Annotated in this window: 20 protein-coding genes; 12 read left to right on the top strand and 8 right to left on the bottom strand. The window is 62.2% G+C overall.

From position 1 onward, the window contains the following. Positions 1-64: 64 nt before the first annotated feature. Together FF80_RS00985 and FF80_RS00980 are read right to left on the bottom strand one after the other, a co-directional pair. Positions 65-448 (bottom strand): DUF4345 domain-containing protein, encoded by a 384-nt coding sequence (locus tag FF80_RS00985; RefSeq protein WP_035096830.1) that lies wholly within the window; start codon positions 446-448, stop codon positions 65-67. Beyond that, a complete protein-coding gene (locus tag FF80_RS00980; RefSeq protein ID WP_035096828.1) occupies positions 445-1269 on the bottom strand; it encodes an NAD(P)H-binding protein in 825 nt (274 codons plus the stop codon). The genes FF80_RS00985 and FF80_RS00980 overlap by 4 nt, the downstream gene beginning before the upstream one ends. A gap of 140 nt (positions 1270-1409) precedes the next feature. Between FF80_RS00980 and FF80_RS00975 the strand changes: the two genes are divergently transcribed. Then, complete coding sequence (locus FF80_RS00975; protein ID WP_035096826.1) at positions 1410-2390, top strand: AraC family transcriptional regulator; 981 nt, start codon at positions 1410-1412, stop codon at positions 2388-2390. Here FF80_RS00975 and ruvX read toward each other — a convergent pair. Continuing rightward, on the bottom strand, positions 2355-2819 hold the full coding sequence (gene ruvX / locus FF80_RS00970) for a Holliday junction resolvase RuvX (protein WP_035096824.1): 465 nt from the start codon (positions 2817-2819) through the stop codon (positions 2355-2357). The genes FF80_RS00975 and ruvX overlap by 36 nt on opposite strands. 69 nt (positions 2820-2888) lie before the next feature. On the opposite strand from ruvX, the gene FF80_RS20765 reads away from it, so the two are divergent. From FF80_RS20765 to FF80_RS00940, 6 genes are all read left to right on the top strand, one after another. Then, positions 2889-3422 (top strand): hypothetical protein, encoded by a 534-nt coding sequence (locus FF80_RS20765; RefSeq protein ID WP_052153029.1) that lies wholly within the window; start codon positions 2889-2891, stop codon positions 3420-3422. An 88-nt stretch (positions 3423-3510) separates the two neighbouring features. After that, on the top strand, positions 3511-3798 hold the full coding sequence (gene gatC / locus FF80_RS00960; protein ID WP_035096820.1) for an Asp-tRNA(Asn)/Glu-tRNA(Gln) amidotransferase subunit GatC: 288 nt from the start codon (positions 3511-3513) through the stop codon (positions 3796-3798). Further along, entirely contained in the window at positions 3799-4281 is a 483-nt protein-coding gene (locus FF80_RS00955) for a GNAT family N-acetyltransferase (RefSeq protein WP_035096819.1), read from the top strand. It begins immediately after the preceding gene. After that, the gene (locus FF80_RS00950; protein WP_152558218.1) at positions 4278-4736 is read left to right on the top strand and encodes a hypothetical protein; all 459 of its coding nucleotides are present in this window, start codon (positions 4278-4280) and stop codon (positions 4734-4736) included. Before FF80_RS00955 ends, FF80_RS00950 begins: the two co-directional genes overlap by 4 nt. After that, on the top strand, positions 4729-6213 hold the full coding sequence (gatA, locus tag FF80_RS00945) for an Asp-tRNA(Asn)/Glu-tRNA(Gln) amidotransferase subunit GatA (RefSeq protein ID WP_035096816.1): 1485 nt from the start codon (positions 4729-4731) through the stop codon (positions 6211-6213). The genes FF80_RS00950 and gatA overlap by 8 nt, the downstream gene beginning before the upstream one ends. 118 nt (positions 6214-6331) lie before the next feature. After that, on the top strand, positions 6332-6649 hold the full coding sequence (locus FF80_RS00940) for a hypothetical protein (protein ID WP_035096815.1): 318 nt from the start codon (positions 6332-6334) through the stop codon (positions 6647-6649). Between the two features lie 77 nt (positions 6650-6726). Here FF80_RS00940 and FF80_RS00935 read toward each other — a convergent pair whose 3' ends face one another. Next, entirely contained in the window at positions 6727-6984 is a 258-nt protein-coding gene (locus tag FF80_RS00935; RefSeq protein WP_035097041.1) for a YjhX family toxin, read from the bottom strand. 283 nt (positions 6985-7267) lie between these two features. Between FF80_RS00935 and FF80_RS00930 the strand changes: the two genes are divergently transcribed. The 3 genes from FF80_RS00930 to gatB all read left to right on the top strand — a co-directional run bounded on the left by FF80_RS00930 (position 7268) and on the right by gatB (position 9805). Then, positions 7268-7582, top strand: coding sequence for a chorismate mutase (locus FF80_RS00930; protein ID WP_035096814.1), 315 nt, complete (start codon positions 7268-7270; stop codon positions 7580-7582). Positions 7583-7593: 11 nt separating this feature from the next. Then, the gene (locus FF80_RS00925) at positions 7594-8106 is read left to right on the top strand and encodes a GNAT family N-acetyltransferase (RefSeq protein ID WP_160172773.1); all 513 of its coding nucleotides are present in this window, start codon (positions 7594-7596) and stop codon (positions 8104-8106) included. Between the two features lie 199 nt (positions 8107-8305). Next, entirely contained in the window at positions 8306-9805 is a 1500-nt protein-coding gene (gene gatB, locus FF80_RS00920) for an Asp-tRNA(Asn)/Glu-tRNA(Gln) amidotransferase subunit GatB (RefSeq protein WP_035096812.1), read from the top strand. A gap of 84 nt (positions 9806-9889) precedes the next feature. Here gatB and FF80_RS00915 read toward each other — a convergent pair whose 3' ends face one another. Both FF80_RS00915 and FF80_RS00910 read right to left on the bottom strand, forming a co-directional pair. After that, positions 9890-10474, bottom strand: coding sequence for an alkylhydroperoxidase (locus FF80_RS00915; protein ID WP_035096811.1), 585 nt, complete (start codon positions 10472-10474; stop codon positions 9890-9892). A 63-nt stretch (positions 10475-10537) separates the two neighbouring features. Beyond that, a complete protein-coding gene (locus FF80_RS00910; protein WP_035096810.1) occupies positions 10538-11431 on the bottom strand; it encodes a DMT family transporter in 894 nt (297 codons plus the stop codon). Positions 11432-11609: 178 nt separating this feature from the next. Between FF80_RS00910 and FF80_RS00905 the strand changes: the two genes are divergently transcribed. Then, complete coding sequence (locus tag FF80_RS00905) at positions 11610-12521, top strand: 5'-methylthioadenosine/S-adenosylhomocysteine nucleosidase (RefSeq protein ID WP_035096809.1); 912 nt, start codon at positions 11610-11612, stop codon at positions 12519-12521. Here FF80_RS00905 and purN read toward each other — a convergent pair. Beyond that, positions 12518-13105 (bottom strand): phosphoribosylglycinamide formyltransferase, encoded by a 588-nt coding sequence (gene purN, locus FF80_RS00900; RefSeq protein ID WP_035097040.1) that lies wholly within the window; start codon positions 13103-13105, stop codon positions 12518-12520. The two genes, FF80_RS00905 and purN, sit on opposite strands and share 4 nt — an antisense overlap. Then, entirely contained in the window at positions 13102-14178 is a 1077-nt protein-coding gene (gene purM / locus FF80_RS00895; RefSeq protein WP_035096808.1) for a phosphoribosylformylglycinamidine cyclo-ligase, read from the bottom strand. Before purM ends, purN begins: the two co-directional genes overlap by 4 nt. A 133-nt stretch (positions 14179-14311) precedes the next feature. Here purM and FF80_RS00890 point away from each other — a divergent pair, with 133 nt between their 5' ends. Next, the gene (locus FF80_RS00890; protein ID WP_052153028.1) at positions 14312-15403 is read left to right on the top strand and encodes an AI-2E family transporter; all 1092 of its coding nucleotides are present in this window, start codon (positions 14312-14314) and stop codon (positions 15401-15403) included. Position 15404: the final 1 nt, after the last annotated feature.

Here is a 15404-nt window from a genome sequence, read left to right as displayed (position 1 = left end):
GGCGATGGGGGGCAAGCCCAAAAGGCGGGGAAATCAACGGCCGGGTGAGTGGCCGCTGATCGGCTCAGGTTGCCGCGCGGCTGCGCAGCAGCAGGCCGAGACCGGCGAGGCCCAGGGCAAGCTCGACCGCCCCGGCCCCAAGCAAGCCCCAGGACGGCAGGCCGTCGAGGGCAATGGCGACCAGGCGGGAGACGCCGTAACCCAGGTAGAGACCGGTGGCGACAATGGTGGCAGCGGAAGCCAGCCGCGAAAGGAAGGCGCCGGAAGCGATGAAGATGCCGGCGCCGAGCAGCGAGAGGCCATGCGAGCGCAATTCATTGAGCAGGTTGACCTGTCCGCCGGGATCAATGTCGTATCCGGCGTAAAACGGGACCGGCGCGAAGAGAATCATCGTGCCCAGACCGGCCCCAATGAGACCGGCGAGCATCAGATAGGCCGCCCGGATCATGCCGCCCGTTTCCAGATGCCGGTTGCGGCCATTGCGGTGCAATAATCGGCAAAGTCCCGCGGCTGGCGGCCGAGGGCGCGCTGCACCCCATTGCTCAGGGATTCGTTGCGACCGTCGAAGACCTCCTCGCAGAGATCGCGCAGAAAATCTGCTGTGGGCGCGCCGACTTCGGGAACCAGGGCGGCGTGGAAATCCGGCAACGCGATATGGGCATAGGTGACGGGGTGGCCGGCAGCGGCGCTGATTTCGGCTGCGGCTTCGGCAAAGGTCATCAGGCGCGGGCCGGTGACGTCGTAGAGTTGGCCAAGATGGCGCTGGTCGGTCAGGGCCGCAACGGCGACATCGGCAATATCATCGACATCGATGAAGGGCTCCTTGCGGTTGCCGGCGGGCAGGGAGATGAAGCCTTCGAGAACCGCGGGCAGGAAAACCCCATCGCTGAAGTTCTGGTTGAACCAACTGGCGCGGACGATGGTGTAGCCCAATCCCGAGGCCTGGATGATGGCTTCGCTGCGCAGGGCATTGTCTTCGCCCCGGCCGGAGAGCAGGACCACTTGCTTGACGCCGGCGGCGATGGCCTTTTCGGCGAATTTGGCAATGGCTTCGGGCGCCCCCCTGGCTGCCAGATCCGGCATGAAGGCCACGAAGACGGCTTCGGCGCCGGCGAGTGCCGGGCTCCAGGTGGCGTCGTCCTCCCAGTCGAAGGCAGGCGTTGAACGACGGGAGGCGCCGCGCACGGGCCGGCTCTGGGCTTCCAGCTTGGCGACGATGCGGCTGCCGACCTTGCCGGTAGCGCCGATAACGAGGATGGGTGAGGTCATTTCATTGATCCGTGTCGGTGTTGCTATGCACTAGAAGATGCGCCGAGTAGGTTGGATCATCAATGATGATGAGGCTTCAATAATATGCAGAACGTCCAATCGTGTGGACTATGGGCCTATTGGATGGTACGAGGGAGATCATGACCCAAGCCCATTTCCAGCCCGCGCCATTATCCGACCCGCTGGGTGAAGTGCTGCATATGCTGCACCTGACCGGCACGCTCTATTGCCGCGCCGAAATGACCGCGCCCTGGGGCCTGGTCATGCCGCAGCTGATCGATTCCATGATGTTCGTGATCGTCACGTCGGGCCGCTGCTGGCTGCGCCTGCCGGGGGAGGAACCGGTAGCGCTGCAGCAGGGCACCATGGTGCTACTGCCCCATGGCAATACGTACGACCTGCTCAGCGCACCGGACGCGGTGCCTACGCCGCTGTTCGATGTTCCGGTCAACAAGGTTAGCGACCGCTACGAAATCATGCAGCACGGCGGAGGTGGCGAAATGACCCGCGCCACGGCGGGAGTCGTACAGTTCGATCACGTCGCGGCCAAGCGGCTGGTGGCCTTGCTGCCGGACATGCTGCGCATCGATGCCTGGGAGGATGAGATCGGCAGCTGGCTGCAGAGCACGCTGTCGCTGATTGCCCGGGAGGCAAGCACATTGCGGCCCGGCGGGGAAACCATGATGACGCGGCTCGCCGATATCCTGGTGATCCAGGCGATCCGCACCTGGCTGGACCGGGCGCCCGAGGCCAATCTGGGCTGGCTGGCGGCGTTGCGCGACAAGCAGATTGGCCGGACGCTGGCCCTGATGCACCGCCAGCCAGACCACGATTGGAGTGTCGCGGACCTGGCCAATGAAGCCGGCATGTCGCGATCGGCGTTTTCGGCGCGCTTCACCGAATTGGTGGGGCAGCCGGCCATGCAATATCTGGCGCAGTGGCGGCTGCACCTGGCGCGGGCGCAATTGCTGGAAACGCGCGAACCGGTGGGCGTGGTGGCCAGCCGGGCGGGTTATCAGTCCGAAGCGGCGTTCGGACGGGCCTTCAAGCAGTTCTTTGGAATTCCGCCGGGCGGCGTGCGCAAGCTAGCTGTGCCGCAGGCGATCCAGGGCGCCTTGTAGAATGTAGCTGGCAGCCAGCTTGTCGACGATTTCGGCGCGGCGGTCGCGGCGCAGGTCGGCGTCGATCATCATGCGGGTGACGGCGGACGTGGAGAGGCGCTCGTCCCAGAAGGCGATGGGCAGCGAAATGCGTTGGGCAAGGCTGCGGGCAAAGGCGCGGGTGGATTGCACGCGCGGGCCTTCGGACCCATCCATGTTGAGCGGCAGGCCCAGGATGATGGCGGCGATATTGTTCTGGGCGATCAGCTCTTCGAGCCGGATCGCGTCCTGGGTGAATTTGGTGCGCTTGATGGTTTCGAGCGGCGTGGCCGAATAGCGCATGCCGTCGGACACGGCGACGCCGATGGTCTTGGTGCCCAGATCGAGACCCATGATCCGGCCGGAGGGGGGAATCGATTCGAGCGGATTGGCGGAGAGCTCGTCGGTCATGCTGTGCTGGCTTGCTTCATCGTTTGTGTCCTATAGGCTCGCCACGCAAATGGCGACAGGAAAGCTCAGATGAAACTCACCTGGTTTGGCAGCACGACCCTGCGGATACATATTGGTGGGCAGATTTTGGTGATGGATGCCGGGGCGGCGCCCGCGGGAATCGACGCGGCGGAACTGGTGTCCGGGGCGGATGGGCAGTTCGAATCACGGGGGGATGGTTTGCCCGAGGTGGATGCGGCGCGGTGGAAGCCAAGGCGGTCGGCACGGCTGGTTGATGAGGGTTCGGACCCTGAGGCGGTTGCGGTTTTTCGGGTAGGGCGGGGGGCTGCGCTGGTGGATGCAGCGGGCGAGCCGCCGGTATTATTGGTAACAGATGAATTGCCGGTTCTAGGGCGCTGGGCGGGTGAAGCCGTGGTTGTGCTGCTGGGTGATGGCGCAGCGCTTGCTGGGCTCGGCGGGGCGCTACTGGAGGCTTCGGCGCCCAAGCTGCTGGTGCTGGGTGGCGGCGAGGCCGATATCGATATGGCGGTGGCAGCGCTGCGCGATCGGCTGGATGGTGCGGGGCTGGTGGCGCTTGAACCTTCCATGGCGCTGGAAGTCTGATCCGGCGCATAAGCCAATTTCATTGTATTTTGTAGCCGCGCATTGCTATTGAAGCGGAAAATCGTGCCGCAATTTTCTGGAGTTTGACATGTCCGTCGATGCCGCAACCGTAAAGCGCATTGGGCGCCTGGCCCGCATTCGCATCGAAGAAGAAGAGGTCGCCGGCTACCAGAGCGAGCTCAATGCCATTCTCGGCTTTGTCGAACAATTAGCGGAAGTGGACGTTTCGGGCGTCGAGCCGATGACCTCGGTGACGCCGATGACACTGCGCCGCCGCGACGACGTGATCAGCGATGGCGGCTATGCCGACAAGATCGTCAGCAATGCTCCACTCAGCGAAGACAATTTCTTCATGGTGCCCAAGGTGGTCGAGTAAATGGCGGTTTCCATCGCCATCGAAACGCCGCTGCAGGATGATGTGCGCGGCCTGATCGACAAGCTCAATGCCTATCTGCTGCCGCTGTCGCCGCCCGAATTCCAGTTCAAGCTGACCGTCGAGCAGATGGCTGGCGCAGATACCACTGTATTCGTTGCACGGGATGAGGATGGGCGGGCCATTGGCTGCGGGGCCCTCAAAGTGCATTCGCCTGGCATGGGCGAGGTCAAGCGGATGTTCACGGACCCCGAAGTGCGTGGCAAGCGCGTGGGTTCGGCGTTGCTGGACGCCATTGTCAGGTTGGCACAGGACCGCGGGCTGGATGTGCTGATGCTTGAAACCGGGGCCGCGGCTGACATGCCCGAGGCACATCGGCTCTATACGCGCAGCGGATTTGTGGCACGCGGCCCGTTCCTCGATTATCCGGACAGCCAGTGGTCGGCGTTTTTTGAGAAGCCACTTCGCCAGGAGCAGACAGCATGAGAATGATACTCGCCCTGGGCCTGGGCCTCTTGGCCGCGCCGGCCTTCGCCCAGCCCGAATTCACCATCGACCAGAGCAAGCTTTACGTCACGCCGCCCGAGACCTGTGAGGCTTTGGAGAAGGGCGGGGCCGATGCCATGTCCGACGCCAATATCGCGGTGATGACCTTTTCGGGCGGCATCCAGTCGCTGGAATACAGCTGCGACTTTTTCGACGTCAAAAGCCACCCGACCAATCGCTCCTTCCTCGCCATGGGGATTTGCGATGCGCTGGGTGAAGTCTATCCCGACACCTTTGCCATAACGCCCTATGACGAGAAGACTATCCAGGTGGTCTCGTCCTATGACGCAGCCATGCAGGCTGCTGGTGTTTTCGAGGCTTCTGACGCGACCGTTACGCCGGGCGCGACTTTGTATTACCGCTGCGACAATCTGAGCGAGATCCCCGTTGACTGACCTGACCAGACTGAGCCTTGCCCAGGCCCGCAAGGGGCTCAAGGACAAGAGCTTCACCTCCACCGAACTGACCGGCGCCTATCTAAAGGCGATCGAAGCCGCCAATCCCAAGCTCAACGCCTATGTGGCGGTGACGGGGGAGCAGGCGCTCGACATGGCCAAGGCCAGCGACGAGAAGCTGGCGCAAGGGCAGGGCGGGGCGCTGGAAGGCATTCCGCTGGGCATCAAGGATCTGTTCGGCACCAAGGGCGTGCATACCCAGGCCGCCAGCCATATCCTGGATGGCTTCAGGCCCGAATATGAATCGACGGTGACGAGCAATCTCTGGCGCGATGGCGCGGTGATGCTGGGCAAGCTCAACATGGACGAATTCGCCATGGGCTCGTCCAACGAGACATCTTATTATGGCCCGGTAATCAACCCGATCCGCGCCGAAGGCGGCAATGCCAATCTGGTGCCCGGCGGCTCCTCGGGCGGCTCGGCTGCGGCTGTTGCCGCCTGGCTTTGTGCCGGCGCGACCGCCACCGATACCGGCGGTTCGATCCGCCAGCCGGCGGCCTTTACCGGCACCGTCGGCATCAAGCCGACCTATGGCCGCTGCTCGCGCTGGGGCGTGGTGGCTTTTGCCTCCTCGCTCGACCAGGCAGGCCCGATTGCCCGCACGGTGGAAGACACCGCGCTGCTGATGACCTCGATGGCCGGGTTCGATCCCAAGGATTCGACCAGCGTCGATCTGGCGGTACCGGACTTTGCCGCTGCGGTCGAACGCGGCGTCAAGGGCCTGACCATTGGCGTGCCGCGCGAATACCGCATGGACGGCATGCCGGCCGAAATCGAGAAGCTGTGGAGCCAGGGCCTGGAATGGCTCAAGGCCGAAGGCGCGACGGTCAAGGACATCTCGCTGCCGCACACCAAATATGCCTTGCCGGCCTATTATATCGTGGCGCCGGCCGAGGCTTCGTCCAACCTGGCGCGTTATGATGGCGTCAAATACGGGCTGCGCGTATCGGGCAAGGACATTACCGATATGTACGAGCTGACGCGCGCCGCCGGGTTCGGCCGCGAGGTCAAGCGCCGCATCATGATCGGCACATACGTGCTGTCTGCCGGTTATTTCGATGCCTATTACGTCAAGGCGCAAAAGGTTCGCACGCTGATCAAGAAGGACTTTGAAGATGCCTTCCACGCCGGCGTCGACGCTATCCTGACCCCGGCTACCCCTTCGGCTGCTTTTGGCATTGGCGACGAGGCGCTGGCTGCCGATCCGGTCGCTATGTATCTCAACGACGTGTTCACGGTGACGGTCAATATGGCCGGACTGCCGGGCATTGCTGTGCCAGCCGGCAAGGACGGGCAGGGGCTGCCCTTGGGGCTGCAGCTGATCGGCAAGCCGTTCGACGAAGAGACGCTGTTTGCGGCCGCCCGCGTGATCGAGCGCAGTGCAGACACCGACTTTTCGCCCAAGCCGTGGTGGTGAGCAAAAGCCGGGGTGACTTGATCCCGGTTAAAATCCGCACTACTTGGCGACCATGCACAAATTGAAACTGGTTGTGACGCGGCCCATGGCGGCGTCCGGGCCGACAGGAACTTCGCCGATGGCCTCTGACATTTTTACCTCGCTCGACTGGTCCGAGCCGCCCAAGGACATGAGCAAACCGCTGCAGGCGCTGTGGTGGCTCAAGAAGGGCGGACTGCGCGTGGGCCCCGAGTGGGAACAGGCGCATATCATCGTGCAGGCCATGGAAGGCGTGCAGCAGTTCGATTGGGTGCATGCCCTGATGCACTGGATCGAGGCCGATATGGGCAACGCGGACTATTGGTATCGCCGCGCGGGTAAGCGCCGGGCGACGGCAAGTGTGTCGCAGGAATGGGAACATATTGCTGCGGCGCTGAGTGAAGTGACGCGGCATTAGGGGGCGTTTCTCTACTCGCCGCATCTCCCTCGGGTCGAGCCCGAGGGAGATGCGGCGGTTGGGGAGGAGAGGTGCCTCTACCGATTACTCACCTCACTTCGCACCAGTTCCAATCCGCGCTTGGTGATCCGGTATGGTTTGCCGCCGGATGATTTGATCGCCTTTTTGGCCTTGAGTTTTTTGAACAATGCCAAGGTACAATTGGTCATCAGCCAGCCGTCGCGATTGTAGAATTCAAGGCCGGTCACCTTGCCATTGTCGTCCCGGAGCAGTGCAATGCATCCGCCCTGCGCGAGGGCGTGCAGCACCCGCTGTTCGTTTCTCGAAATATCCATGAATAGTCTGAGGCCTGTGCCGGCAGGCGCATGAAGCAGCCCGCGAACAAACATGATCGGCCGCCCGCATCACGCAGGGCAGTCGACTGGTTCATTCTCGCCCCGTCTCGATTGGACGGGGCCTTAGGCGATCTCAGACTGATTAGACATAAGGCGTGACCTTGATTAGGCTTCCAAATTAGCGCCGCCGGCGCGTTCCGCCAAGAGTGAGCGCGCAGCACAGTTGAAATCCGCGCCCCGCCGGTGCAAACCAGCAACAGCCTTATCTGGACTGGAATTTGTCGTGACCGCTTTGAAATCGCCTGCCCAATGTGAAACCAAGGACGATGTCCGCGTCGAGATCGACCGGATCGACCAGGCGCTGCTTGGCCTTTTCGCGGAGCGGCATCGCTATGTGACGCGCATGGCCCAGATCAAGACCGACCCACATGAAGCCCATGACCGTGCGCGGATAGAATCGATCATCGAGAAGGTCCGCGATCGCAGTTTGGCTCTTGATCTCGACGAAGATCAGGCCGAACTTGTATGGCGGACCCTGATCGACTGGAACATCAATTACGAGAAGGGCATCATCGCAGCGCGGCGAGGCGCGGAATAGGGAGAGGTCCCATGCCCGGTATTACAATGCGCAAGGCAGAGCCCAAGGACGCCCATCGGCTGGCCGATATCGCCTATCGTGCCTGGGAAAGCGGTATTTTGCCGCTGCTGACCGAAAAGCCCGGCATGCGCGAAGCTGAGCAACGCCGGCTGGCACAGGCCGTGTCGGAGAGCATTGCGCGCATCATCGTCGCCGAAGTCGACGGCATTGCTGTGGCCTGGTGTTCGCGCTCGGCGCGGCGGGCCTACATTCCGTTCCTCTTCGTCATGCCCGAATTGCAGGGCCATGGGCTCGGCTCCATGCTGCTGCGCCGCATGGAATCCATGCTGGAGCTGGAAGGCGCCGACCGGGTGCATCTGGAAACGCCGGCCGACAATGTGCGCGCGGTACGCTTTTACGAAAAGCAGGGCTACCGCATCCTGGCGCTACGCCCCGACGGCCGGGCCGCACACGAACCGTTCATGAGCGTGCATCTCGAAAAACGGCTCGATCCCTTCGAGGGCGAAATCGACGACGAGGATTGATGGTGCCTTCGGCCGACCAGCAGACCTCATCCTGAGCTTGTCGAAGAGCGAGGTCGTGGCATCCCGGTCTCCCACTCATCCGACCTCGCGGTTCGACAGGATCACCACGAGGTCTCTAGTGATGCGGCAGCCATTGCATCCCACAGATCATCGCACTATGCGTTACTCATAATTTCGTCCCGCCTCTAGGACTGCTCAATTGACTCTCATCGATACCCGCACCCCGCATCCGAAGCGCCTTATCGCCGGCTCCACTGGCGATTGGGAGGTGATCATCGGCATGGAAGTGCATGCGCAGGTGACGAGCGAGAGCAAGCTGTTCTCCGGGTCCTCGACCGCGTTCGGCAATCCGCCCAATTCCAATGTGAGCTTTGTGGATGCGGCCATGCCCGGCATGCTGCCCACGATCAACGAGGAATGCGTGCGCCAGGCCGTGCGGACCGGGCTGGGGCTCAAGGCGGCGATCAACAAGCGCAGCGTGTTTGACCGGAAGAATTACTTCTATCCCGATCTGCCGCAGGGCTACCAGATCAGCCAGTTCAAGGACCCCATTGTCGGCGAGGGCAAGGTGTTCCTCGATGTGGATGGCGAGAGCATCGAAATCGGCATCGAGCGGCTGCATCTGGAGCAGGATGCGGGCAAGTCGATCCATGACCAGCATCCCAATATGAGCTTTGTCGACCTCAACCGTTCGGGCGTGGCGCTGATGGAAATCGTCAGCAAGCCCGATCTGCGCTCGTCCGAAGAAGCCAAGACATATCTGAGCAAGCTGCGCACCATCCTGCGGTATCTGGGCACCTGCGACGGCAATATGGAGCAGGGCTCGATGCGCGCCGACGTCAATGTGTCGGTGCGGCGCCCCGGTGGCGAATTCGGTACGCGCTGCGAGATCAAGAATGTCAATTCGGTGCGCTTTGCCGGGCAGGCAATCGAATACGAGGCGCGCCGGCAGATCGATATCCTCGAAGATGGCGGCAGCATCGACCAGGAAACCCGCCTGTTCGACCCCAAGCTGGGCGAAACGCGCTCCATGCGGTCCAAGGAAGAAGCGCATGATTATCGCTACTTCCCCGATCCGGATTTGCTGCCGCTCGAATTCGACGATGCCTTTATCGCCGCCCTGGCCGAGAAGCTGCCGGAACTGCCGGACGAAAAGCAGGCCCGCTTCATCGGTGACTATGGCGTGACGCCCTATGATGCCATGGTGCTGACGCTCGAGCGCGAAACGGCGGACTATTTCGAGTCTGTCGTGGGTTTTGGCGGCACCAAGCGGGACGGCAAGGCCGTGGCCAATTTGCTCAATGCTGACGTCGCGGCCTTTGCGAATAGCCAGGGCCTCGCGGTGTGGGAAACTCACCTGAAGCCCAACCAGATTGCCGGCATCGTCGATCTGGTCGCCGCCGGCACCATCTCGTCCAAGGGTGCCAAGGACCTGTTGCAGATCGTGATCGCCGAGGAGCCGGAGGGCGAACCGGCCGAGATCGTCGAGCGCCGCGGCATGAAGCAGGTGACCGATATGGGGGCGATCGAAAAGATCGTCGACGAGATCATCGCCGCCAATCCCGACCAGGTCGCCAAGGTCTTGGCCAAGCCGAGCATGATCGGCTGGTTTGTCGGGCAGGCGATGAAGGCATCGGGCGGCAAGGCCAATCCGCAGGCGTTGAACGATCTGATGAAGAAGAAGCTGGGGATCGGGTAGGGGCCTCCCCAACTCTCTCATCTCCGTGGGGTGAAGGGATCGCGGTGGAGGGAACGTGCAATGCATGCCCTCCAACATGCGTTGTTAGATCGGCTTTCCCACAGTCATCGCATCACGAAATACGGGGTCGGCGTCGAAAAACACCGGCTCCGGGGTCGCGCCCGTCGCGTCGAAGAAGCGGCTGATAAAGGCGCGGAACGAGGCGCAGAGGGCGATGTCGGAGATTTCCACATCGGTGAAGCCGACGGCGCGCAGGGCGTTGATATCGGCCTTGGTGATCTTGGACGCATCGCGGGCTACCTGCTCGGCATAGGCCAGCATCGCCACTTCCTTTTCCGACAGGCCCGCAGAGCGGTAGTCGCGCTGCAGGGCGAGTACCATGTCCTTTGAGCCAAGCTCCTTGGTCAGCGAGCGGGCATAGACATGGGTGCAATAGGTCGAAGGCACCTGCTTGGCGGCGATAAAGGTGATGAGGCGCCAGGCGCGCATGCCGAGGGAGAAGTTCGCCTTGATACCTTCGGAAAATTGCTCATAGAGCGGCAGCACTTCGGGCCGCGCCGTCCAGCAGCGGGTGGCTTCCATGACGAAGCCGATGCTGGTCTGTTCGTGTTGGTAGATCCTGGCGACCTCGCCGGTCGCTTCCTCCGGGCTGACAGTCTTGAGAAACACTCGTCGATCTCCAGTTACCGCGGCGGGATCGTAGCGCCGCCGCGGTAAAAGGCCAATGGCGGCTTATGCGGGCGCGCGGCGGCCCAGCTTGAAGATGCGGCCATCGATGCAGAGCAGGCCGACAAACACCAGCAGCATGCCCGCAATATGGACGGGCAGGATGATTTCCCCCAGCAGCGTGACGCCCAGAATGATGGCGACGACCGGGGAAATAAAAGTGTTGGAGGCGAAGTTGGTTGCGCCGATGCGGGGCAGCAGGCGGTACATGATCTGGAAGGTCAGTGCCGTCGAGAACAGGCCGAGGGCCAGCCAGGCGGCCCAGGTTTCGAGGCGTGTGACATGGGGTACACCTTCGACGGCGAAGGCGACTGGCACGGAGGCGATTGCCGCCCCGGTCAGGGCGATGGTGGCCAGCGTGGTCGGTTCGATCATGCGGAAGCTGCGGGCGACATTGAGCGTGACCGCATAAAGGATTGTCGCGAGCAGGCAGAAGCCGATGCCGATCAGCTGATCGCTGGCATGCCCACCGGTGAGGGCCGGAGACGCCAGCAGGGCTGCACCGGCGAAGCCGGCAACGACGCCGAGCGCCTTGTTGTATTTTGCCTTTTCGCCGCCAGGCCAGAAGTGGGCGACCAGAACGGTGAGGATCGGGGTCAGTGCGTTGATGATGGCCGTTAGCCCGCTGGGAATATGGGCCTGGCCGAGCGGGAATAGCGTGAAGGGCAGGGCATAGCTGAACACGCCAAGCAGGCCCAGCTTGAGATAAAGCACGGGATCGCGCGGCAGCGGCTTGCGCATGGCGAAGAAAATAACCCAGCTGGCAATGGCCGCAATGCTCACGCGGCCAGCGGCGACCCAGATCGGCCCCAGTTCGCGAATCAACACGGCGTTGAACAGGAACGAGCAGCCCCAGATGCTGCCGACAAAGATGAGCAAAGCCCAGTCACGCGCGGCCATGTGATTCCTCCCCAGCCCGATAAGAACCGGAACTTACGCCCGGCGAGAACAAAGGTCGAACCGATTTTGACGATGACCGTTATCAGCGCCGCTGATGGAGAGATGCAGCCATGCGCGACTGGCGATAGCCTGGTTGGATCGGGCTCACTAGTCTTTCCCGGCAAATAATGAGGGACTCATGCTGAAAACAACAATTGCCGCATCTCTGCTTGCCGCCTTGACCTGCACCCCGGCACTGGCCGCGGAAACACTGGACACGACGCCCCGTATTGCCGTGATGTCCGCCTTCGCGCCCGAGTGGATCGTGCTGCAGGAGGCGCTGAGCGAGCGCAAGGACTATACGGTCAATGGCACGACCTTTGCGACCGGGCTGATCGAGGGCAAGCCAGTCGTGCTGTTCCTGACCGGGGTCAGCATGGTCAACGCGGCGATGACCTCGCAACTGGCGATGGACTTCTTCAACCTCGAGAGCATCGTGTTTTCCGGCATTGCCGGCGGCGTCAATCCCGAGCGGCATATCGGGGACGTCATCGTGCCGGCTCAGTGGGGGCAATATCTCGACGCGATCCTCGCGCGCGAGACCGCGGAGGGTGAATTCGCGCCGCCGCCATTCCTTGAGGCGCCGTTTCCCAATTTCGGGATGATCTTCCCGCAGAATGTTGGCGTCGCCAGGGAAGGCGCTGAACCGGAAGAGAAATTCTGGTTTGCGGTCGATCCGGACCTGCTGGCCGTGGCCGAGAAAGTGGCGGCCGACATCAATCTTGAAGATTGTGTCGAGGCCAATAAATGCCTGACGACGGCGCCGGGCATCTATGTCGGCGGTAATGGCGTGTCGGGGGCGGCTTTCGTCGACAATGCGGCGTTCCGCGAATATGCCTTTGGCACGTTCGAAGCCCAGGTGCTGGATATGGAAAGCGCGGCGGTCGCGCATGTCGCCTATGCCAACAAGGTGCCGTTCATCGCTTTCCGCTCGCTCTCTGACCTAGCCGGCGGCGGGGAAGGGGAGAATGAGATGGGCACGTTCATGGGACTGGCATCGGCCAATTCGGCGGCAGTGGTGACGGCGTTTATCGCCGCGCTACCGTACTAAAGCGGCGCAATCTCGCCCGAGGCCAGCATGCGCAGGGCCTCGGGATAGATGCGGTGTTCGGCGACTAGCGTACGGGCCGCCAATGTCTCGGCCGTGTCGCCGGGCAGGATTGGCACCTGGGCCTGCAGGATCGCCGGACCGTCATCCAACTCGGGGATGACCCAATGGACGGTGCAGCCATGCACGCTCGCGCCATCGTCGAGCGCCTGCTGGTGAGGGTGCAGGCCCTTGTATTTGGGCAACAGCGAAGGATGGATATTGAGCATCCGCCCAGTCCATTTGCGGGCGAAGCCGGTTGAGAAAATGCGCATGAAGCCGGCGAGACACACATAGTCCACCTGCCAAGCGGTCAGCGTCTGGTCGATCACGGCATCGAAGTCTTCGCGGGTCGCGAAATCCTTGTGCGAGCGCGTGGCGGTTGGAACCCCATTGGCTCGGGCGAAATCGAGGCCCGGCGCGTCGGATTTATTGGAGAAGACGCCGACGATTTCGGCCGGAAAATCCGGCGCCTTGGCGGCCTCGATCAGCGCCTGCATATTGGAGCCGCGGCCCGAAATCAGGATGGCGACGCGCTTGCGGCTCACAGCGAGAGCTTGCCTTCAAAGGTTACCGGCTCGCCGGTTCGTTCGGTCAGCTTGCCGACGATGGAGGCGGTTTCGCCAGCGGCGTTGAGCTGTTCGACCAGCTTCTCCGCATCCGCGGGCGCCACCGCCACCAGCATGCCGACGCCGCAATTGAAGGTGCGCAGCATTTCGCGCTCATTCATGCCACCAATATGGCTGAGCCAGCCATAGACCTTGGGCACGGTGATGGCGTTGAGATCGACATGGGCCGCCAGATGGTCGGGCAGTACGCGCGGAATATTGTCGATGAATCCGCCACCGGTAATGTGTGCCAGCGCCTTGATGCCGATGCCTGCCTTGAGGGCGGCCAGCAGCGGCTTCACATAAATGCGGGTGGGCGTCAGCAGGGCTTCGGACAGCGACTGGCCGGGCGCAAAGGGCGCATCCATATACCAATCAATGCCCGACAGATCGACAATCTTGCGCACCAGCGAATAGCCGTTGGAATGCACGCCCGAGGAGGCGATGGCCACCAGTGTATCGCCAGCAGCGATATCGGGACGGGGCAGGAGCGAGCCGCGTTCGGCGGCGCCCACGGCAAAGCCGGCCAGATCATAGTCATTGCCATGATACATGCCCGGCATCTCAGCGGTTTCCCCGCCAATCAGTGCGCAGCCGGCAATGCGGCAACCCTCGGCAATGCCCGAAACAATGGCCGTGCCCTGTTCGACATCCAGCTTGCCGGTGGCCAAATAATCGAGGAAGAACAGCGGCTCGGCGCCTTGCACGATGATGTCGTTGACGCACATGGCGACGAGATCGATGCCGATGGTGGAATGATTGCCGGTATCGATAGCAATCTTGAGCTTGGTGCCCACCCCATCATTGGCAGCCACCAGAACCGGATCGGTAAATCCGGCGGCCTTGAGGTCGAACAGGCCGCCAAAGCCGCCGATCTCGCCGTCGGCGCCGGGGCGCCTCGTGGAGCGCACTGCGGGCTTGATGGCCTCGACCAGCGCATTGCCTGCATCGATGTCGACACCGGCCTGCTTGTATGAGAGACCGTTTGATGTCAGGTTTTGAGGATCGGACATTGGCCAGGAACCGTTTGGGGAAAGCGTGCGCAAAGCCATTACCGGAAAGCCAAGGCGATTGCCAACTCCGGCGCCGGAAGCTAGACGGCCTGATAGCTTCTCCACCACCGCGACGCAAGGGTTGGCCAACGCAATGACGCTGCGAAATCAAGTGCTGATCTGGATCAGCTTCCTTGTTGTCCTTATTCTACTTCTCTGGCTGTTCCGCGGCATTCTGCTTCCATTCGTCGTCGGGGCGGCTTTGGCCTACCTGCTGAACCCGCTGGTCAATCAGCTGCAACAGTGGAAGTTTAACCGCGGCTCGGCGACCGCAGTGGTGCTGCTCTGCGTGATTGCCATCATTGTCAGTCTGTTCGTCATGCTGGTGCCGCTGATCGGCCAGCAGGTGGTGGGCCTTATCCAGCGCTTGCCCGGCTACGTCGCCGACCTGCAGGCGCTGATCCGCCGTTGGTCGCCAGAGATCAATGAATGGCTGGGGCCGGAGCGGGCCGCCCAATTCGAGGGCACGATCAACGATCTGACGCGGCAGGCGCTAGGCTTTATCGCGACGCTGCCGGCCGAGTTGGTCAATATTGGCTATACCGGGGCAAGCGTTATCGGCATCACCATCCTGACCCCGGTTGTGGCCTTCTATCTGCTGCTCGACTGGGAGGGCATGGTGCGGGGGCTACAGAGCCTGCTGCCGCAGGACTACAAGGAAGAGATCAATGGCATCCTCAAGGATATCGACCGGTCCATGGCGGGGGTGTTGCGCGGGCAGGGCGGCGTGTTGCTGATCGACGCAGCCTATTATGCGACGGCGCTCAGCCTGATCGGGCTCAATTTCGGCCTGGCGGTCGGCATTATCGGCGGCTTGCTGAGCTTCATACCATTTGCCGGCTTCGCCGTGGGCTTTGCACTGTCACTGGGCATTGCAATCGTGCAGTTCTGGCCAAATTGGTGGATGGTCGTGGCCGTCTGCGCAATTTTCATGGTCTGGCAGTTCATCGAGGGCAATATTCTTTATCCAAAGCTGGTGGGCTCCTCGATTAATATCAATCCGGTCTGGCTGATGTTTGCGCTGCTGGCGTTCGGTGCGCTGTTCGGCTTTGTCGGCCTGTTGCTGGCCGTGCCGCTGGCGGCGATCGTGGCTGTGCTGATCCGCTATGGCGTGCGAAAATACAAAGCGAGTACGCTGTACAAGGGCACCAATGGGGACGCCGATGGCGATGCCAGCGCGGCCTGAC

It is taken from the genome of Devosia sp. LC5, assembly GCF_000735585.1.
Lineage (GTDB): Bacteria > Pseudomonadota > Alphaproteobacteria > Rhizobiales > Devosiaceae > Devosia.
The sequence above is the reverse complement of the archived record's forward strand: the minus strand, read 5'-3'. Positions and strand labels throughout refer to the sequence as shown.